Annotated in this window: 21 protein-coding genes; 6 read left to right on the plus strand and 15 right to left on the minus strand. The window is 30.9% G+C overall.

From position 1 onward, the window contains the following. Positions 1–6: 6 nt before the first annotated feature. From tfrB to HNP90_RS04815, 6 genes are all read right to left on the minus strand, one after another. Entirely contained in the window at positions 7–1,491 is a 1,485-nt protein-coding gene (gene tfrB, locus HNP90_RS04790; RefSeq protein WP_011976726.1) for a fumarate reductase (CoM/CoB) subunit TfrB, read from the minus strand. A 139-nt stretch (positions 1,492–1,630) separates the two neighbouring features. After that, a complete protein-coding gene (locus HNP90_RS04795; protein WP_011976727.1) occupies positions 1,631–2,587 on the minus strand; it encodes a calcium/sodium antiporter in 957 nt (318 codons plus the stop codon). Positions 2,588–2,631: 44 nt separating this feature from the next. Further along, positions 2,632–3,555: a signal peptide peptidase SppA gene (gene sppA, locus HNP90_RS04800; RefSeq protein WP_011976728.1), complete on the minus strand. Its 924-nt coding sequence runs from the start codon at positions 3,553–3,555 to the stop codon at positions 2,632–2,634. 30 nt (positions 3,556–3,585) lie between these two features. Then, on the minus strand, positions 3,586–4,203 hold the full coding sequence (locus HNP90_RS04805) for a hypothetical protein (protein WP_011976729.1): 618 nt from the start codon (positions 4,201–4,203) through the stop codon (positions 3,586–3,588). 94 nt (positions 4,204–4,297) lie between these two features. Further along, the gene (locus HNP90_RS04810) at positions 4,298–4,714 is read right to left on the minus strand and encodes an RNA-binding domain-containing protein (RefSeq protein WP_011976730.1); all 417 of its coding nucleotides are present in this window, start codon (positions 4,712–4,714) and stop codon (positions 4,298–4,300) included. Positions 4,715–4,728: 14 nt separating this feature from the next. Continuing rightward, on the minus strand, positions 4,729–5,856 hold the full coding sequence (locus tag HNP90_RS04815) for a pyridoxal phosphate-dependent aminotransferase (RefSeq protein ID WP_011976731.1): 1,128 nt from the start codon (positions 5,854–5,856) through the stop codon (positions 4,729–4,731). 189 nt (positions 5,857–6,045) lie between these two features. Between HNP90_RS04815 and HNP90_RS04820 the strand changes: the two genes are divergently transcribed. Then, on the plus strand, positions 6,046–6,300 hold the full coding sequence (locus HNP90_RS04820) for a cation:proton antiporter (RefSeq protein ID WP_011976732.1): 255 nt from the start codon (positions 6,046–6,048) through the stop codon (positions 6,298–6,300). A gap of 9 nt (positions 6,301–6,309) precedes the next feature. Beyond that, positions 6,310–6,552, plus strand: coding sequence for a DUF4040 domain-containing protein (locus tag HNP90_RS04825; protein WP_011171018.1), 243 nt, complete (start codon positions 6,310–6,312; stop codon positions 6,550–6,552). A gap of 66 nt (positions 6,553–6,618) precedes the next feature. Here the strand turns inward: HNP90_RS04825 and HNP90_RS04830 are convergent, their stop codons facing one another. From HNP90_RS04830 to glmM, 3 genes are read right to left on the minus strand one after another with little or no spacing between them, the layout of a single operon-like run. After that, positions 6,619–7,089 carry a deoxyuridine 5'-triphosphate nucleotidohydrolase gene (locus HNP90_RS04830; protein ID WP_011976733.1) on the minus strand — a complete coding sequence of 157 codons (471 nt, stop codon included), beginning with the start codon at positions 7,087–7,089 and terminating at the stop codon, positions 6,619–6,621. A gap of 1 nt (position 7,090) precedes the next feature. Beyond that, a complete protein-coding gene (glmU, locus tag HNP90_RS04835; protein ID WP_011976734.1) occupies positions 7,091–8,326 on the minus strand; it encodes a bifunctional sugar-1-phosphate nucleotidylyltransferase/acetyltransferase in 1,236 nt (411 codons plus the stop codon). Between the two features lie 9 nt (positions 8,327–8,335). Next, positions 8,336–9,679, minus strand: a complete 1,344-nt coding sequence (glmM, locus tag HNP90_RS04840) for a phosphoglucosamine mutase (protein ID WP_048060406.1) — start codon at positions 9,677–9,679, stop codon at positions 8,336–8,338. A gap of 91 nt (positions 9,680–9,770) precedes the next feature. On the opposite strand from glmM, the gene HNP90_RS04845 reads away from it, so the two are divergent. Genes HNP90_RS04845 through HNP90_RS04860 form a run of 4 tightly spaced genes read left to right on the plus strand, consistent with a single transcriptional unit; the run spans position 9,771 to position 13,695 of the window. Next, entirely contained in the window at positions 9,771–10,724 is a 954-nt protein-coding gene (locus HNP90_RS04845; protein ID WP_011976736.1) for a hypothetical protein, read from the plus strand. Then, complete coding sequence (locus tag HNP90_RS04850; protein ID WP_011976737.1) at positions 10,721–12,097, plus strand: mannose-1-phosphate guanylyltransferase/mannose-6-phosphate isomerase; 1,377 nt, start codon at positions 10,721–10,723, stop codon at positions 12,095–12,097. The genes HNP90_RS04845 and HNP90_RS04850 overlap by 4 nt, the downstream gene beginning before the upstream one ends. After that, entirely contained in the window at positions 12,078–12,911 is an 834-nt protein-coding gene (locus HNP90_RS04855) for a glycosyltransferase family 2 protein (protein WP_011976738.1), read from the plus strand. The genes HNP90_RS04850 and HNP90_RS04855 overlap by 20 nt, the downstream gene beginning before the upstream one ends. Continuing rightward, positions 12,898–13,695: a glycosyltransferase family 2 protein gene (locus HNP90_RS04860; protein WP_011976739.1), complete on the plus strand. Its 798-nt coding sequence runs from the start codon at positions 12,898–12,900 to the stop codon at positions 13,693–13,695. Before HNP90_RS04855 ends, HNP90_RS04860 begins: the two co-directional genes overlap by 14 nt. Position 13,696: 1 nt before the next feature. Here the strand turns inward: HNP90_RS04860 and HNP90_RS04865 are convergent, their stop codons facing one another. The 6 genes from HNP90_RS04865 to gmd form a co-directional block, all read right to left on the minus strand. After that, complete coding sequence (locus HNP90_RS04865; protein WP_011976740.1) at positions 13,697–14,665, minus strand: glycosyltransferase; 969 nt, start codon at positions 14,663–14,665, stop codon at positions 13,697–13,699. A gap of 61 nt (positions 14,666–14,726) precedes the next feature. Beyond that, positions 14,727–15,341, minus strand: coding sequence for an ATP-grasp fold amidoligase family protein (locus HNP90_RS04870; protein WP_052288943.1), 615 nt, complete (start codon positions 15,339–15,341; stop codon positions 14,727–14,729). A 281-nt stretch (positions 15,342–15,622) separates the two neighbouring features. Next, positions 15,623–16,171, minus strand: a complete 549-nt coding sequence (locus tag HNP90_RS04875) for an LbetaH domain-containing protein (RefSeq protein WP_011976741.1) — start codon at positions 16,169–16,171, stop codon at positions 15,623–15,625. 195 nt (positions 16,172–16,366) lie between these two features. Continuing rightward, positions 16,367–17,224, minus strand: a complete 858-nt coding sequence (locus HNP90_RS04880) for an alpha-1,2-fucosyltransferase (protein ID WP_011976742.1) — start codon at positions 17,222–17,224, stop codon at positions 16,367–16,369. A gap of 66 nt (positions 17,225–17,290) precedes the next feature. Then, positions 17,291–18,214, minus strand: a complete 924-nt coding sequence (locus tag HNP90_RS04885) for a GDP-L-fucose synthase family protein (RefSeq protein WP_011976743.1) — start codon at positions 18,212–18,214, stop codon at positions 17,291–17,293. A 9-nt stretch (positions 18,215–18,223) separates the two neighbouring features. Then, positions 18,224–19,276 (minus strand): GDP-mannose 4,6-dehydratase, encoded by a 1,053-nt coding sequence (gene gmd / locus HNP90_RS04890; protein ID WP_011976744.1) that lies wholly within the window; start codon positions 19,274–19,276, stop codon positions 18,224–18,226.

Raw genomic sequence — 19,276 nt, forward strand, 5'->3', positions numbered from 1 at the left:
TAAATTTTAAATCACTTTATCAAGCAGCGAAACTATATTCATTACCGGAATATCTTTTTTTAGCCCATGTTCTTCGAGATACTTCTTTAAACTGTCTCTTATGTGGTATTCACAAAACGGACATACCGTAATTAAATAATCTGCGTCAGTTACGTAGATCATATTTGCCTTTCTTTTTCCAATTGCTTCTGCAACTTCCGGTTTTCCAGACCTTACTCCACCACCTGCACCGCAACACTGGTCAGGAATATCCATTTCTACGAATTTTAATTTTGGAATGCTTTCCAGTATTTTACGAGGTTCAAGATATACTTTCTGACCCCGTCTAAGGTGGCATGGATCGTGGTATGTTACTGTAATATCCAGTGGTTTGTAATCAATCAGTCCAACCTTAACTAAAACTTCCGTGATATCCATTACTTTGAATTCTTTTTCTTTGTAATCGTTCTTTAAAGTGCTTCCGCAACCTGCACACAAAGTAACTATAGAATCAACATTTAATTTATTAAAAATTTCAAGATTTTGTTTTTTTAGATTGTCTGAAATATCTGTTTGACCTGTTCGAATAAATGGTGAACCGCAGCATACCTGATTTTTAGGAATGATGACCGAAACACCATGTGCATTTAATACCCGTATTGCACTTTTTCCGATTTCCTGCAATCTAAAATCAACAAGACATCCCGTAAAAAACGCAACTCTCATTTTTTCATTTTCTACAATGTATTCATCTGCAACTTCTTCTAAAAATGAAGTTTTTTCTTTTGGAACTGACCTGTTTTGTGAAAGTACGTTTTTCCTAACTTCAAGGTGGCTATCTAAATTATATCCTTTGTTAAATGTTTTTTCTCGCAATTTTTCAACTGCATTGTGCACGATATCAATCTCTTTTGGACAGACTTCAACACATCTTCCGCAAGTTGTACAGTTGTAGATATTTTCATCAAATGCTTCCTTTTCCCTATCCAGTTCATCTTTTGGATCGAATGCAAATCTTGCAAGCTGCCTCATTAAAGTTGGTCCGGGGTAATCTGAATATTTTCTCGCCGGACACATTGCAACACAGCTTAAACAGCCAATACAACCCCTAATTTTTTTCACGTCTTTTAAATCATCAGGATACAGCTTTAACTCGTCCAATTCATCCTCAGTTATTTTATCATTCTTTTTTTGAATGTAGTTTCTAAGTGTTGCAATTTTTTTATAGTAAGGTTCTCGATCAACCACGAGGTCTGAAATTACGTCAAAACCTTCAAGCGGCTCGATAATCATATTATCTTCGACTTTGGTTTTGCATGCAAGCTTTGATTTTTTATTTATCATGACTGCACAGCTTCCGCACTGGCCTGCCCTGCATGACGACCGAAACTGAATGTTTTCGCCGTAAGTTTTGTTGATATATTCTAGAGCATCTAAAACTGTGAGTCCCACTGGAACTTCAAATTTTTTAAATCCTTCTGTCTTTTTTACAGTTATCGTAAATGTCTTCACGGATATCACGCATGAATTTTGAAATAAAAATTAAATTGGAAAAATCAATTATCGTATTTAAAAATTATATGAAAATGATATATAAAGAATTGTTAAAGTATAAATTTTTTAAATTCGGTTTAAAAATAAAGAAGAAAATTTAAAAGAATCCAGTAAGTCCTAAAACAAATACTACATATATTCCTATCAAAATTAAACCATCTTTTTTCGTAATTTCTGAAAGATACTCTGTTTTAGATTTTAAATTTAGCATTGATTTTATTTTTTCCTTACTCATCAAAACCAGTAGCAAAAAGACCATTAAAATATTAACTGAAAGCTCAAATTTAACTGCTGGAATTTCGTGAATCATTGCAGCTATTGCAAGTGCTCCAAACATGTTTGCAATGTTACTTCCAATTACATTTCCAATGACAATTCCGCCAAGTTTCTGTCTTGCTGCGGCAAAAGAAACTGCAAGTTCAGGTAAGGACGTTCCAAATGCAACGATTGTAAATCCAATGATTTTTTCGGAGATTCCAAAAGCAGTTGCAAGACCTTTTGCACCATCGACAAAAAAACTACTCCCCAAAATTACAAATGCAAGCCCGAGTACTAGGTAAAATATTGCCCTGCCAAACGTCACACTTTTTTCATGTTCTTCTTCGTCCATTTCACCAGATTTTATTGTGTATATCACGTAAAGTACAAGTAAAATCAGCAAAATTGCTCCATCGAAAAATGAGAATCCGTTGTATCCAAGTATTGTAAAAATTATCGTGTAAATTATATACAGGTATCCGTTTTTAAGAACTGACCTGTTTTTAATAAATACTGAAGAAATAATCAAGCTTAAACCAAGTACGAGCCCGATATTTGCAATACAACTTCCAAGAGCATTTCCAACTGCCAGATCAACTGATCCTGTGGATGCTGCATATGCGCTTGTAACAATTTCAGGTAAGGACGTTCCAAATGCAACAATTGTAGCTCCGATTACAAAACTTGAGATGTTAAACTGTTTTGCAACTCTTGAAGCACCTAACACAAACCAATCGCTACCATAAGATAGCATGAACAAACCAACTGCTAAAAAAAAGACCGATTCGATTAGCATATTTTTTCACCATAAAAAAGAAAACGTGTTTCAAGTATTTTATTTTAGTAATAAATTTGATAGGATTTAAAACTTTCTTCCATATTAGATTGAGAAAGTCCCCTTCCAAGACCATACCCAAAACTACACAGTGCATCATTAAATGTCATTCCAAATATTCCAACAGAAGAACTTCCCCCATACACGTAAACTTCAGGATTTGTTATATTTGCCATTTTTGATGCGATATCAATAGCGTCCCCTTCTGTTCCAGTCATATCAACTAATCCAACCTTTTCAGCCTGAATACCACTGTATATCTTTCCATCGGCAACTTCCAAAGTTTCATTTATCGTCATGTTTCTATTTTCAGCAACCCACGATACGAATTCATAGTAACTTTCATCTACAATTGATTCGATCATTTTCTGTTCTTCTTCTGTCATGGGCCTTGTTGGAGACATTATGTCTTTATAAGTACCACTTTTAATCGTTGTTACGTTTATACCGAGTTTTTCCATCAATCCATAGTAATGTAAAATTTCCATTCTAACCCCAATATTTCCAACGAGTGCTTGTTTTTCTGCCAAGATGTAATCTGTTGAAGATGCGGCCTGGTATGCTGCTGAAGTTCCCATTGTTTCAATGTATGCAACAACAACTTTTTCTTCAGATGCTTCTTTTATTTTTCTTGAAAGTTTTTCACTTGCAATAACTTCCCCGCCAGGAGAATTGATTTTGATAATTATCGCCTTTATATTTGAATCTTTTTCTGCATCGTCAATCCATTCGATGTAATCGTTAACGCTTGGTTCAAATTCGCTAAAAAGGCCTGTTTCTGAAGTTTGTGAAGTTATTGTACCATCAATATTTATTAATGCGATATTCTTAGAACTGATTCCATCTCCAGGAAGTAATAAAATAAAACCCACTAAAAATAGAATGATTACTAAAAAAACGGCCCCTGAATAATAATATATCTTTTTCAAGATTACCCCTCCAAAAAATTAAAATAAATTTTATAATATCCTGTAACTTCCAGGATTTGGTTCGTAAATTTCCCCATCTTCTTTTAATTCAGACAGGACATTGTCCAGTTCAACATCTTCGAGTCCCAAATTATCGATTAAATCTTCATATGAAATCCCATCATTTTCCCTTATTACATCCAATACCTTATCTTTAATATCCAAATCCCCATAAAGATCTTCTAAAGCTTCACTCTCAACTGAAAGTTCACCGGACATGTCATCCCGATTATATGTTATTGTTTCTTCATCTTTTACGTATTTTCTTGTTTTTTCAATTTCCAAATTTCTAAGTTCGACCCAATTATCTTTTTCATTATTTTTTTTGCCGTAAATTTCGAGCGCAACGTATCTTTCACCGTTGTATTCCCCGATTCTTCCAATAATATCCAATAGATCATTTTCTTCAACGTCTAATGATTTGTTTTCAAAATCTTTTACGGAAATTCCATCGAGGTTAAATGAAACAATGTTTGATTTGTCAACATTAGTGACATTCCCAAGTAACCTAACCCTGTGAATTCTTTTTCCATCTAAAATAAGTGATTTTTCAAAAATTTCGTTTTCAACGAACTCTTGTGGGTGTATTTTGTATGCTACGTATCTCATCACAATTCTCACCAAGCCTAACAAATATAACTATAAGTTTACAATTTAAAAAAATATAAGCTTAACTAAAAAAATAATTATCAAAATTTATAAATTATTCTTTTTCGTTTTCCAATTCTTCGTCTTCGTTTATAATAATTCCGTTTCTCGTTCTTGGAGCAATGTCTTTAATCAACTTAAGGATGTCTTCACCGTCTTCGGAAACGAATTCAATGTGAATTCCACCGTGAACATCCTTATCAAAATTTAAAATTCCTGAATAGGCCGCCTGTTTATTTATATGAAATTTCGTTGCATTTCCAACAATATTTCTTTCAAGAACGTTTCTTGCAGCATCTAAAATCGCCTGACTTCTAAGGAGTTCCTTAAATCTTGAAATATCTTTTGAAACTCCAGAATAAATATTTTCAGAAATTTCCATTTCTGCATCTTTAAAAATATTAGTTACTGCTGTTAAAACCTTGTTTTCGTCTTCGGTAGGTTTTACTTTTGTTTTTATCTTGATTATCATAATTATCATCCCAATTAAAGAAGAACGTTTTTCATAATTTCTAATGCTCTTTTGATATCTTCATATTTTGTAGCATATGAAAATCTAACACTGTTTTCCCCATTTACACCAAAGGCGGATCCAGGAACACATAAAATTCCGTTTTGAATGAGTTTTGTGGCTACATCCATTCCATTTCCATATTCACTAACGTCAGGGAAAATATAAAATGCGCCTTCTGGTTTTTGAACGTTAAATATCTCTTTCATTCCAGAATATATTAAATCTCGCCTTTTTTCAAATTCCAATACCATTTCTGACACACAATTTTGATTTCCAGTAAGTGCTTCAACTGCACCAAACTGTGCAAAGGAAGTAGCACATGCAAAACCGTACTGGTGGATTTTCATCATGTTTTCAAGGATCTGGTATTTATTATCAAAATTTTCATTTACTGCCAAGTACCCGACTCTCCAGCCAGTCATTGAGTAAGCTTTTGAAAATCCATTGATTAAAATACAGTTATCAGTAAATTCCATTGCAGAATAATGTTTTTTTCCGTAAATTATCTTTTCGTATATTTCATCAGAAATTACACAGATATTTTTTTCATCTGCAATTTCACATATTCCTTTAATCTCTTCTTTCGTCATCACGCTTCCTGTCGGGTTTGATGGCGAATTTAATACAATACATTTTGTTTTTTCAGAAACACTGTTTTTTACAGATTCCAAATCAATTCTGAATTTATCATCCAAATCTATTGGAACCATTTTTCCTTCACAAAGTTCAGTTAGCCCTTTGTATGACACAAATCCGGGATCAGGGATTAAAACTTCTTCGCCCTTGTTTACAAGCGTGAATAATGAAAGCATCAAAGCTTCAGAAGCCCCACAAGTTGTAACAATATTTTTTTGTGAAACATCTAAATTATTATCTTTTTTCAACTTTTCAGAAATTGCAGAAGTTAATTCAGGGATTCCTGCATTTGGAACGTAGTGCGTTTTTCCAGCATCAAGGGCCATTTTAGCAGCTTCTACAATATGATTTGGAGTATCAAAATCAGGTTCTCCAATACCCAAATTTATCGAGTTTTCTGTTGCCATGTTGAATATTTTACGAATTTCTGACTGTTCTGTTCTCAAACACCGTTCTGCAATCACAAAATCACCTTAGATAATTATATATAATCAAGAATTATAATGATTAATCATTATTATTACTGTTATTGATATTATATATGTAATGTATCCGGTTTACTCGTTTAAATTATTGGTGAATCCAGATTAAATGGTAATTATAAATTGCCCCTATCCATACCTTAAAAAATCTTTGATATAATTGGTGAATTCATGTTTGACGATATTGTACTAATAATCGCGTCTATTGGGATATTGTTAGCATCATTTAGACTATGGGTTGAAAAAGACCGCGAAAAAATGGTTTATGCAAGGCTCCACATCACAGGGGTTATCGATATTGCATGTATCGTGATATTACTTGTATTTAAACAGTATCTGCTCGCATTAACATATCTTGTGTTAGTTCCATTCTCAGCACATGCAATAGCAAATGCAGACTTCTTCGATGAACTAAAAAAGCAGTAAGGTGTAAAAATGAGTATTTATATTGATTTTTTAATAATGGCACTCGTTTTAATGTCATACATCGGTGCTTTAATTCAAAAAGACTTAATTAAATGTGTTGTTTTAACTGGGCTTGGCGGACTTGGACTTGCATACCTATTCAGCTCATTACTTGCCCCAGATGTTGCATTAACAGAAGCAATTTTGGGTGGCGCAGTTTTACCTGCATTTTTTGCATTTACAGTTAGAAGAACACAGAGACTTGATGAATAACTTAAAAAAAGTAATTAAAACTTTAAAATTTTTTAAAATATTTTAAAAAAAGAAAATGCTATTTTATTATTTTTTATGATATATTCCACTGTAAGTTCCATTTCCATCCTTAACTTCGGAAAATACAATCTGTGCAATTTTTGCATATTTGTACATCGTTACAGGATTCATTACATGCATTAAATAACTTGCATAACCTTCGTATCCTGGATCGTGTACTGCAGTATAAAGTGTTACACCCATTCTAAGTAGCGTACTTCTAGGATATGCAAAACCAGCCATATTTTCTGGAATATTCATTTTTTCTTTAATTTTTACAATATAACTTCCGCATTCGAGGTCTATTTTTTCGTCTTTTTCCGAATCAAAGATTAAAACATGCTCTGGAAGAACCCGTTTTTCATTTGAAAAATCAATTGCTCCATTTCCTTCAATTTTATAAATTTTATCGAGTTTTAAATCAACACCGCACTGCTGGAGCTGGCCTTCTTTTAAATCAGATAAAAAATCTTTTGTGATATTTGGTCCAATTATCATGTTAATTCCTCTTTTTAGTAATTACAAGCTCGTCTTTTTTATAAACGAAACTATTCTGTTCAATATCATTATCAATCAGGCAATTTGCACCGATTAAAGAATTACTGCCAATTTTAACACCTGGCATGAATGACACTTGAATTCCAGTTTTTACATTGTCACCAATTATTGCGCCAAGTTTTCTAACACTTTTTACAGGTTTTCCTTTGATATTTACCATGACAGGTTTATCATCAAATCTCAAATTTGCAGTTATCGTGTTACAGCCAAAATTACAGTTCGCACCAATTATACTATCTCCAACGTAAGATAGATGCGGGATTTTCGTATTTTCAAGGATAATACTTCCCTTAATTTCTGAAGAGTTTCCAACAAAGGTGTTTTCCATTAAAACAGTATTTGGACGGATATATGCTAAAGGTCCGACAATTGAACCTGATTTTATAATTACTGGCCCTTCGATTACAGAATTTGGTTTTATTACTGCCCCTTCTTCAATTATAACATTTCCAGTAATTGATACATTGTTTTCAATTTTTCCAGAAACTTTTGAAATTATTTTATTTAAAAAGCGGTTGTTTGCACTTAAAACATCCCATGGATGACCAATATCATTCCAGTAACCATTTAATTCAATTCCGTGAAGTTTTCCATTCTCAATTAGCTTTTTCAGAGCGTCAGTTAATTCAATCTCTCCGCGTTCAGATGGAACAAGATTTTCTAAAATATCAAATACATTATTTTGAAGTTTGTAAATTCCCGCATTGATAAGATTTGAGGGTAATTCTTCTTTTTTTGGTTTTTCAAGCAAATTTATTATTTTATTGTCGTATCCAAGTTCAACTACACCAAAATTTTCGGGATGGCCTACTTTTGATAACGCTACTGCATTTTCATAAACTAAAATTTCATCAATTGAATCTTCAAAGATAATGTCCCCATTTAAAACTAAAAAATCGTCTTTTATAAAATTTTTAGCAGTTAAAACCGCATGACCCGTTCCAAGCTGTTTTTCCTGCAAAATATATTCAATTTTTGGATTTTCTTTAAAATATTCAATTATTTTTTCTTTTTCAAAACCCACAACAAGATATATTTTTTCAACGTAGTTTTCGATTTTTTCAATAATATGTTCCAATATGGGTTTTCCAGCAATTGGAATCATTGGTTTTGGACGTGATTCTGTTATTGGATATAATCTGGTTCCTTTTCCCGCACATAATATTATTGCATCCATAGTAACCCCCTAATTTTCAGAAATTCCTGTTTTTACCATCGAAATTCCATTTTCCATTAATTTTTCTGCAAAATCTTCGTCTTTTGCTTCAACTCTAACCCTAACGTAGCTTTCAGTTCCTGAAGGCCTAATTAACATCCATCCTTTTTCAAACGAAAATCTAACTCCATCAAGAGTCTCAGGTTCCTTTTCAAATATTTTTTTGCCTTCTTTTGAGATATAATCCATTACTTTTTGTTTTAAATTATCCGGACAGGCTATTTTTTCACGCATGTTGTAATATGACGGCACTTCATCGATAATATCACACAATTTTTTACCGTAAAATTCCATCATTTCTAAAACCCGAAGTCCTGAAAGAATACCATCAGGCGTTAAATGAATATCTCGATGTATCCAGGTTCCAGAAGGTTCCCCTCCAAAAATAGCACCTGTTTTTTCAAGTTCTTCAGCTACTGCAACATCTCCAATCTTGGTTCTTATTACTTTAGCTCCAAATTCATCCAAATATTCATCAATTGCCATGGAAGCGTCAACTGTGGTTACAATTTTGTCTGCACCTGTTTTTTGAACAACATATTTACAAAATGCCGCTAAAAGCTTGTCAAAGTCAGTAACTCTTCCAAGTTCGTCAATTGCGATCATTCGATCAGCATCACCGTCGTGTGCAATCCCAATATAATTTCTACCGTTTGAATTTAATCCTTTTATAATATCAACAGTTTCTTTCAGATTTGTTTCGTTTGGTTCAGGCATTCTCCCAACAAATCTTCCATCGCAATGTGAATTTACAGAAATTACCTTGCAACCTGCCTCAGTAAATATATTTGGAGAAACAACACATCCTGCTGCATTTGCACAGTCAACGACAACATTAAAATTCGTTTTTATATCTACATTTTGTAAAATATACTCAGAATACTTTTTAACTGCGGTTTTGTCTTCACTAGCACAGCCAATATTATCCCAAGTACCTTCATTAAAATCGTCATTTGCAATTATTTTTTCAAGTTTTTCTTCCTGTTTTGGATCAAATGCAGTTCCGTTTTTATTAAATAACTTGATACCATTGTATTCCGGAGGATTGTGCGATGCTGTGATCATTATTCCTAAATCATAGTCTCTTGCAGAGTAACCTAAAACCGGAGTTGGAACCATGCCAATTGTAGTTACATCACAGCCCCCATTAAGAAGTCCTGCTGTGATTGCACTTTCAATTAAGTTTCCAGTAGTTCTCGTATCTCTTCCGATTACTGCCTTTTTAAAATTCTTTGAAATTGCAAAACCAACCTTGTATGCAATTAAAGGATCTAAATTTTTCATTCTAATCCCGGAAGTCCCAAAAAGTTTCAAGATTTCACCAAGCCAATTGTGCCTAAACTAATACTTTATATCCTTTTAATTAATCATACATATAAAGGATTTGATTTTTACGGGGGTTTATATGTTATCGGATTTGATTTTAGAGATTGAAAATGAAAATAATAACGAAGAAATTTTAAATTTTTTAAATATACTTGATAGTATTTATAAAAATAAAGAACCCGTATTTGATAACGCAACCCTCAAAACCTTAGGGATTGAAAAAATTGAAAATGATTTTGCAAGTTATGGCAAAAATTACCCATTATTTAAAATGCTTTATTATTTTAACGAAATTCCGCTCTTTAATTCTGAAAAAGAATCGATTTTATTTATAAGAAATAATAATTTAAACCCTTCAAAAACTTATTTTGAACTTGATAATTTTGAAAAAGAAAGATTAAAAGAATTAATTTTAAATCTTGGTGAAAATAAAGTTGCAGATGGGTATAAACCATTTGTAAAAGATTTACTTTTTGGAAATACATATTATTTTTCGAAATATAATATTGAATTAAAAGAATATGTTTCAAATTTAAACTCAATATATAAAATTAAAGAATACGATATTGTTAAAAATTGCATTTTGAAAAAAGAGCTACCTCCAAAAAATTTAATTTTGAAACATAAACAAGATCTTTCAAAATCGATTGATTTGTTCAATAAAAAATTAAATAACACAGAATTTAGAAAATTTTCAATAGATTTTGAGGGAAAAAGCTTTGATTGCAAGTATATCTATTTAAAACAGTCTTTATGGGATAAAATTAAGGGCTGGTTTTTTGGTGAAATTAATGGAATTCACTACCCTGCACTCGTAAATATCGCGTACAATAATCCAAAAATTGATTATTTAAAACCGTTTTTTATTTTGAATGATAATGAAGACGAAATAAATGTTGTTGCAAGAGTTCCAAAACTTTTATATTTAAAATATGGCCTAACATTAAACCACATTAAATTAAATGGAAAACATACGTACTTTGGAAAATGGAACATTAGAAATTTTAAAAAATTTTTGGACGTGGGACTATGAAATCCATAATTTTAGCAGGGGGAAGTGGAACAAGACTCTGGCCACTTAGTAGGGAATATTTCCCAAAACAATTTATAAAATTTAAAAAATTGAACAAATCATTGTTTCAAAAAACGTTTGAAAGAAGCCTAAATCTTGCAGATGGAAATCTTGAAGATATTTGTATTGTAACAAATGAAAAGTATAAATTTTTAATTTTAGGACAGATTGAAGAATTAGGCTTAAACTTTCCTGAAAAAAACATTTTAATCGAACCTGTTGCTAAAAATACACTTCCTGCAATATACTACGGCATTAAACATTTTAAAAAATCAGGCGAATTCAATATTGCTGTTTTTCCTTCAGATCATTTAATAGAAAATGAAGAGTTATTACTTGAAACATTTTTAAATTCTGAAGAACTTGCGAAAAAATACCTGTTAACTTTTGGAATAACCCCAAATAAACCACATACGGGATATGGATACATAAAACCGGGAAAAAAACTTGAAAACGGAAATTTAGTTGAAGAATTTAAAGAAAAACCTGATTTGAAAACTGCCGAAGAATATATTAACAAATGTTATCTTTGGAACAGCGGCATGTTTTTATTAAATTCAGATATTTTTGAAAATGAACTTAAAATCCACGCTCCTGAGATTTATGAAGCATTTGAAACTGAAAACGTTGAAAAAACCTTTGAAAGTGTTCCAAACATATCAATAGATTATGGAATAATGGAAAAATCAAAAAATGTGGCAGTTGTTCCGATAAATATTACTTGGAATGACCTTGGAAGCTTTGATGCATTTTACGACGAATTTGAAACTGATGAAAATAAAAACATAACCCCTGTTGAAAATATCTGCATAAATTCAAGCGGAAATTTAGTAAATACATCCGATAAAAAAATAGTTTCACTAATTGGTATCGATGATGCAATAATTGTAGATACGAGAGATTCGTTATTGATCTGTAAAAAAGGCCAGTCTGAAAAAGTAAAAGATATTGTAAACATTTTAAAATCTAAAAAAGATGAAAGAGCAGAACTCCATAAAAAAGTTTACCGTTCATGGGGAATTTATGAAATTTTAGAAGATTCAGAAATCTATAAAATTAAAAAAATTACTGTTCTTCCTGGAAAAAAATTAAGCTACCAGCTCCACCACCACAGGAGCGAACACTGGGTTATTGTAAAAGGAATGGCGAAAGTTACTGTTGAAGGTGAAGAATACTTTGTAAGAAATGGGGAAAGTACATTTGTAAAATCAGGTTTAAAGCACAGATTAGAAAACCCTGGGAAACTCCCTCTTGAAATGATAGAAATACAAATTGGAGAATATTTTAAAGAAGACGATATTATAAGGTTTGATGATGACTGGGGAAGAAAATAATCCAACAGTTTCTGTTATAATGCCAAATTATAACAATGAAAAATATTTGCCTGAAGCAATTGAATCAATCTTAAATCAAACTTATGAAAATTTTGAATTTATCATAATTGATGATTTTTCAACAGACACCTCTTGGAATATAATTCAAAATTACGCTAAAAAAGATAATAGAATTAAAGCATTTAGAAACGAACAGAATTTAAAAATTGTAAAAACAAGAAATAAAGGTTTTGAATTAATGTCTCCAAATTCAAAATATATTGCAATTTTTGATAGTGACGATATATCCCTACCAGAAAGACTAGAAAAACAGGTTATGTTCTTGGAAAAAAACTTGGATTACGGGTTGATTGGAAGCCATACTTTGATAATTGATGAAAGTTCCGCCATAATAGGATCTAGAAAATATGAAACAGATTTTAAAAAAATAATTAAAAATATGGTTAAAAAAAATCAAATCGCTCAGCCTTCTGCAATGATCGGAAAATCTGTTTTAAATGAAGTTGGACATTATAACGAAAAATATACTCGATGTCAGGATTATGAATTGTGGTTTAGAATTGCTAAAGTTTTTAAAATTGGAAATTTAGATGAATTTTTAATAAAATATCGTGTAAGTAAAACTCAAGGAAAAACGACCAACTTAAAAGAAACTTTGAAATTTACATTGGATATTCAGAAAAAATGGCTTTTTGATAAAAAATTTTTTAGTATCTTTGGAGTTATATATTACTTTTTAGAGCATTTGATGTATTTTTTACCCACAAATGTTGTTTTAAAATTGTTTAAGGTTTTAAATTATGAAAAAGCTTAAATTATGTGTTTTAATTACCACAATGAATGAAAATATTAAACGAGTTAAGGAAGAATTACTGCCACAATTAAAAAATTGTGAAGTTGTAATCTCTCATCAAATTACCAACGGAAGTATAAAACCATATAATGAAATTCTTGGCAATAATGTTAAATATGTTTATATGTATGATAAGGGGTTATCCAAAAATAGAAATAATGCTTTAAAACATGCCACTGGTGACATATGTATTATTTGTGATGATGATGTAAATTTTGTTGATAATTTTGAAGAAAAAATTAAATCCTCGTATAGTAGTGAATCGATAGATATCGTAACGTACAAATCAGTAGATTTTGATGGGAAAGAGCGAAAAAATTATCCTAAAACAAAATTTAAACATAATTTAAAAAGTATACTATCGGTTAGTTCTATTGAAATTTCGTTTAAAAGAGATCCGGTAATTTCTAAAGGATTAACTTTTGATGAAAATTTTGGTTTTTCTAAATATATAGGCTGTGAAGAAAATATTTTTCTAAAAGATTGTTTAGATAATGGATTAAATGTAATATTTGTTCCAGAACAAATAGTAATACATCCAATTGAAAGTTCCGGAACATTTTGGACAGAACATTCTGTTTACTCAAAAGGTGCTGCATTTAAAAGAATGTATGGTACGTTGGGAGGACTTTCGCTCTGTTTTATACTTTCACTTTTAAAATACAAAAGTTACGGCAAAAATTTAAGTTTTTTTAAATTTTTAAGGTTAATATTAAATGGATTCTTTGAATATACTAAAACATAATTTATTTAATAATATTTAAAAAATCCCAATATAGGCGATAAATTCCAAAAAACATTTTTTTCCCAAAACATGCTAATATATAATATATCAAAATTACGTTAATATACCCTTCAGTATTAAAGTACTGGTTCATTAATTTTTTAGCATCTTTAAAATTTCCCAATTTTAAATTTACTTCAATATTCGCTTTTAGAGTGTCACTTGAACAATCTAACATCAAATTTTCAATTTCATTAACATTAAGTTCTGAGTAATTGTCGGAACCTGTTTTAAGTCTCTGTTCATAGTATTCTAAAGCTTTTTTAGCATAATATTTCTGTTTAGTTGTTCTAGAGCATGAAATGGAATTTTGATTTATTCGATATTTTACCAAAATTTCAGGAATATTTTTTAAACGTTTTTTTTCGGAGAGTAACCTCAAGTATAAATCATAATCCTGTGCATTTACAAATTTTTCTCGATAATAGGTTTTTCCATTATTTCGAAACATTATTGTAGGATGATTTATTGAATTTCTTTTTTCGAGTATCTTTTTTAATCGGGCTTCTGAAGTAATCATTTTATGTTTTACAATCGCTTTTCCGTTTCCATCCATATCAATTATTCCCGAACCAATTAAAAAAATTTCAGGATTTTTTTCCATATATTCATACTGTACCTCTAACCGATATGGTAAGGAAATATCATCAGCATCCATAATTGCTATATAATTTCCTTTTGAAATATTAATCCCGTTGTTCCGTGATTCTGCTGCTCCAAGATTTTTTTCATTTTTTATTAGTCTTATTCGATCATCTTTTGAAGCATATCTCTCGAGTTCTGCCCATATTTCAAAATTGTTAGGATTATCCAAAATAATTATAAATTCAAAATCATTGAATGATTGGGATAATATTGAATCTACTGAATTTTTTATGTAATCCACTGGTTCATTATATGTAGACATTATTACTGAAATTTTTGGATGCATTTTGCAACTCCTTAAAATATTGTTAAATTTAATTGGCCATACGATTCAACATATTATATACTCATTTTTTTGTTTTAGATAATTCTATCCAGTTTCCCATTTCAATTTCAAATTCTTTTGGATTTATTTTTGCAGTTCCAGATTGGTGATAAAAAGTCATTTCCCCAAAATAGATTTTATCTTTGATTGAATAAAGATCAACTCTAACATGCGGGATTCCTTTGGACAAACGTTTGCTCAAATTTATCATTTTTTCAAGATTATTTGGTTTCGGACATTTGATTCCCAACTCTCGAGGATATGAAATTTCAGCACCTAACAAATTCCACTCCAAATCATATAAATTTCTTCTTTTTTTGGTTTTATCGGTGGTATTAAAATCTACCATTATAAATTTAGGGTTTCCATCACAACATAAAAACCGATAATCATTTAACTCCAAATTTTCATTATCTAAAAGGTATTTTTCACAGACTATCTTGGGTTTTACGTTTTTATACGGCCATTCTCTTGATAAATAATAATAATTCCTTTTTAAACATCTGTTGAGTTTTCTCCTAGCTTCTTTAAAATCAAACTTAGTTTTATCCTTACAAATTACTACACTTCCCGAATCATGATTACATTTTAATACAAGTTGAAGAAGTTTCGAAAAATCAAGGTCATCAATTGCCATTTCACCATGAAATAATGTATTCTTCACCCATAGTTTAGAAATGTGGTTCCCAACATCAATTTATCAGCATGTTTTGCGTATTCGGGATTTTTTCATTTAATGTTTTGGATTCGTTAAGTTAAGTTTGTTTTTTTAACTTAGAATAATATTTAACTTTTATATATTGCTCATTAAGTGTGATATCAAATGCCCCTTTTAAAATATCCAAAAAATATAATATCCCATAATAACGGTCGGTTGTTTTTAGTTCATTAATTAATGTAGTATACACCACTTAGCACCTAATAAGGCCCCATTATATTACTTATTACAGGTTTAACTATTGAGTTATCCGGAATTTCTTGCCCATTCAATACTGCCCCAGATAATATCTTGCAGTTTTTTCCGATTTTTGTGTGGACTATTGTACAGCCCATTCCGATTTTTGTATTCGCTCCAATTTTACTTTCTGCGATATTACATCCTGCACCAACCGTTACATTATCTGCAATCTTTGTATGCCCAATGATATTTCCACCTGAGCCCACCCTACAAAAATTACCGATTTTTGGAGCATTTCCGGTTTTTAAATTCCTTCCAATTGTAGTATTCTGCTGGATTACAGTATTTTCCCCTATTTCTGCGGCTTCCGACACCACTATGCCTACGTGGTGACCAAACCTACATTTTATGGCATCCGTGTTTGGGTATTCCCCTGAAAGGAGTATTGATATTATTGAAGTCAACATATGATGGAGAATTCTTGAAAATATGCTATTTCCTTGTTTTGGAATTGGTTTTATATAAAAATTTGGATTTAAGGTTAATATGGCATATAATCTTTCTTTCATAGTGTGCCCCGTATTAATTAGCATTATTTTTATCTTTTGAGAATATTTTTCAAGTTATACTATAATTCAACTTTAATGATTAAGTTAAACCCATCAGTGAATTCTTTTAAATAAGCTTTTGGTTCATTATATAACGCCATAATCACAAATTTTGCATATGACCCATAACACCGTTTTATAAATATCATTGGTTTTTCATTTAATTTTAATCCACCCATTTGGTACAATATTAACATTGTTTCGATCATTGACCCATTTTTTAGGTGAAAAAACCTTTTTTTCAGTATTTTGATTTAACCATGCTCCCCACCAACTAAAAGAACTGTTTGCAATAATATTGTTCTTACAATTACTCATTAAATACATATCCTGATAACTATATGGTCCAGTATTCCAATCCACATAGACTGGATCATCAATCCCCAAATTAGATTTACACCAAGTTATATCATCTGAAAAAATTACGAATTTAGGGTTTTTCAAATTATTATTTGCCAAGTTTATAGCTTTATTGTAATATTCTAAATTACATATGTTTCCATGGACGTTCAGTGCCTTTTGGTTAGTTACATAATCGCCCCTCCGTACATGGACACTAACAGAATTTATGGACTTTAAATACTCTGAAAATTCAGCATTTCTTTTATCAATATTTTTAAATGAAAAATCATTTAAAATTTCTGAACGAAAATTTTTAAAATAATTCTCATTTTGCCAATAACCTTCAAAATAACCATTAGTTACTTCAAAAACATTGTTATCATAATTAAAATTACTTTTTTCAAAAAAATGTGTTTTTTTAGGAAAAACTTTACGTTTTACATTATATATTAAATTTATGGGAATATCCCCTAATTTAAAACATTGTCTTATGGATGCATACTCAGGGCTTAATCCAAAAACCCACTCTAATTCATAACCATTGTGTGCATTGTTTTTTAAATACCACGATATATCCAATAAAACTTCCTGTCCCCTCTTTTTTAGTGATTTATATAATGCATATTGAAACATTTGATTTCCAAGCCCGCCTTTCAACTGTATTATCTTCACAATCTCACAAATTTACACTTTTTAGAAATATCTCCTTAAATTTAACTATATTATCCAAACTGATTCTTAAAAATCATCATTCAAAACTTCTTTAACGCCATCTTCAAAGCTTCGGGGATTAAATTCAGGCATAATTTCTTTTAATTTCGAAATATCGGTTCTTTTTTCAAAAACCCCGTCGGGTTTTGATAAATCCCAATTAATTTCAACATCAAAGTCAAGCACTTTTTTCATAATTTCGATATACTCTTTTATCGAATAATCAAATCCTGTTCCAATATTTATGATATCAGGACTGTTATAATTGTCCATTAAGTAAATACATGCATCAGCACAGTCATCAACATATAGGGCCTCCCTTCTTGGAATTCCAGTTCCCCAAAAGGTAAGTTCTTTTAAATTGTTATTTTTTGCATCTACAAACTTTTTAATTAATGAGGGAATAAAATGCCCATCTTCAAGGTCATACGTGTCATTTGGACCATACATATTTGTGGGCATTACACAGATCGAATTTATTCCGTATTGTTTTTTATATAATTCACATCCAACAATTCCTAAAATTTTAGCAAGTGCATAACCTTTGTTAGATTCTTCTAAAAGGCCGTTTAAAAGCCTATTTTCAGAAATAGGTTGCGGATTTTCTTTTGGGTATATGCAAGTTGAACCAGTATATAGTATTTTTGTATCCTTAGAACAGTTTTTAATTGATTCTAAAACATTGAGAATCATTATTGAATTTTGGTATAAAAAGTCCGCATTTCTTTTCATGTTGCCGTAAATTCCGCCAACTAACCCTGCAACCATGAATAAATATTCCGGTTTTTCAGATTTTATGTATTCTTCAACCTGATTTTTATCCAACAGGTTAACGGATTTACTTGATGGATAGTTTACATTTGAATAACCTTTTTTAGAAAGTTGTCTAAAAATTGAACTTCCGACAAGGCCCGATCCACCAAAAATAGTTATTTTACTATTTTTATCCATGTTATTCACCTAATAAAGTTCAAAGTTTCCGCTTTTTAAAAGTTCATAGTCTGATTTTACCATTAATTCAACAAGTTCTTCAAATTTAATTTTTGGTTCCCATTTTAGTTCTTTGGCTTTGGAAGGGTCCCCCAAAAGTAAATCTACCTCAGTTGGCCTAAAGTACTTTTTATTAACCTTAACTACGATTTTTCCAGTATTCCTATCAATTCCAACTTCATCTGCACCAGTTCCTTCAAAGTAAATATCAATTCCAAGATGTTTTCCGGCAAGTTCAATAAATTCTCTAACGGAATGGGTTTCACCTGTTGCAATTACATAATCTTCGGGAATTTCTTGTTGTAGCATTAAATACATTGCTTCAACGTAATCTCTTGCATGGCCCCAATCCCGTTTAGCATCCAAATTTCCTAACTCCAAAACATCCTGCAATCCCAATTTTATTTTAGATAATCCGACAGTTATTTTTCGAGTAACAAAAGTGAGTCCCCTTCTTTCAGATTCATGGTTGAATAATATTCCATTGCATGCAAACATATCGTATGCTTCACGGTAATTTTTAATTATCCAATACCCATAAAGTTTTGCAACCCCATAAGGACTTCTTGGATAAAACGGAGTGGTTTCTGACTGGGGTGTTTCTAAAACTTTTCCATATAATTCAGAAGTTGATGCTTGGTATAGTTTAGTGCTTTTTTCCAAACCTAAAATTCTTACTGCTTCAAGAAGTCTCAAAGTTCCAAGAGCATCGATATTTGCAGTAACTTCAGGAATTTCAAAAGAAACTTTCACGTGACTTTGCGCAGCCAAATTGTAAATTTCATTGGGTTTAATTTTTCCAATTATACTTGTAAGACTGGTAATATCCGTTAAATCCCCGTAATGCAAAAAAAGTTTTTTATCAAGAATTTCTGGATTACCATACAGGTGATTTATCCTCCACGTATTAATTGTACTTGATCGTCTAACTAGTCCATGAACTTCATAGCCTTTTTCTAAAAGAAATTCTGCTAAATAAGATCCGTCCTGACCAGTAATTCCGGTAATTAATGCTTTTTTCAT

Source organism: Methanococcus maripaludis, assembly GCF_013760955.1.
In the GTDB taxonomy this organism is placed as follows: Archaea; AGJL01; Methanococci; order Methanococcales; family Methanococcaceae; genus Methanococcus; species Methanococcus maripaludis_A.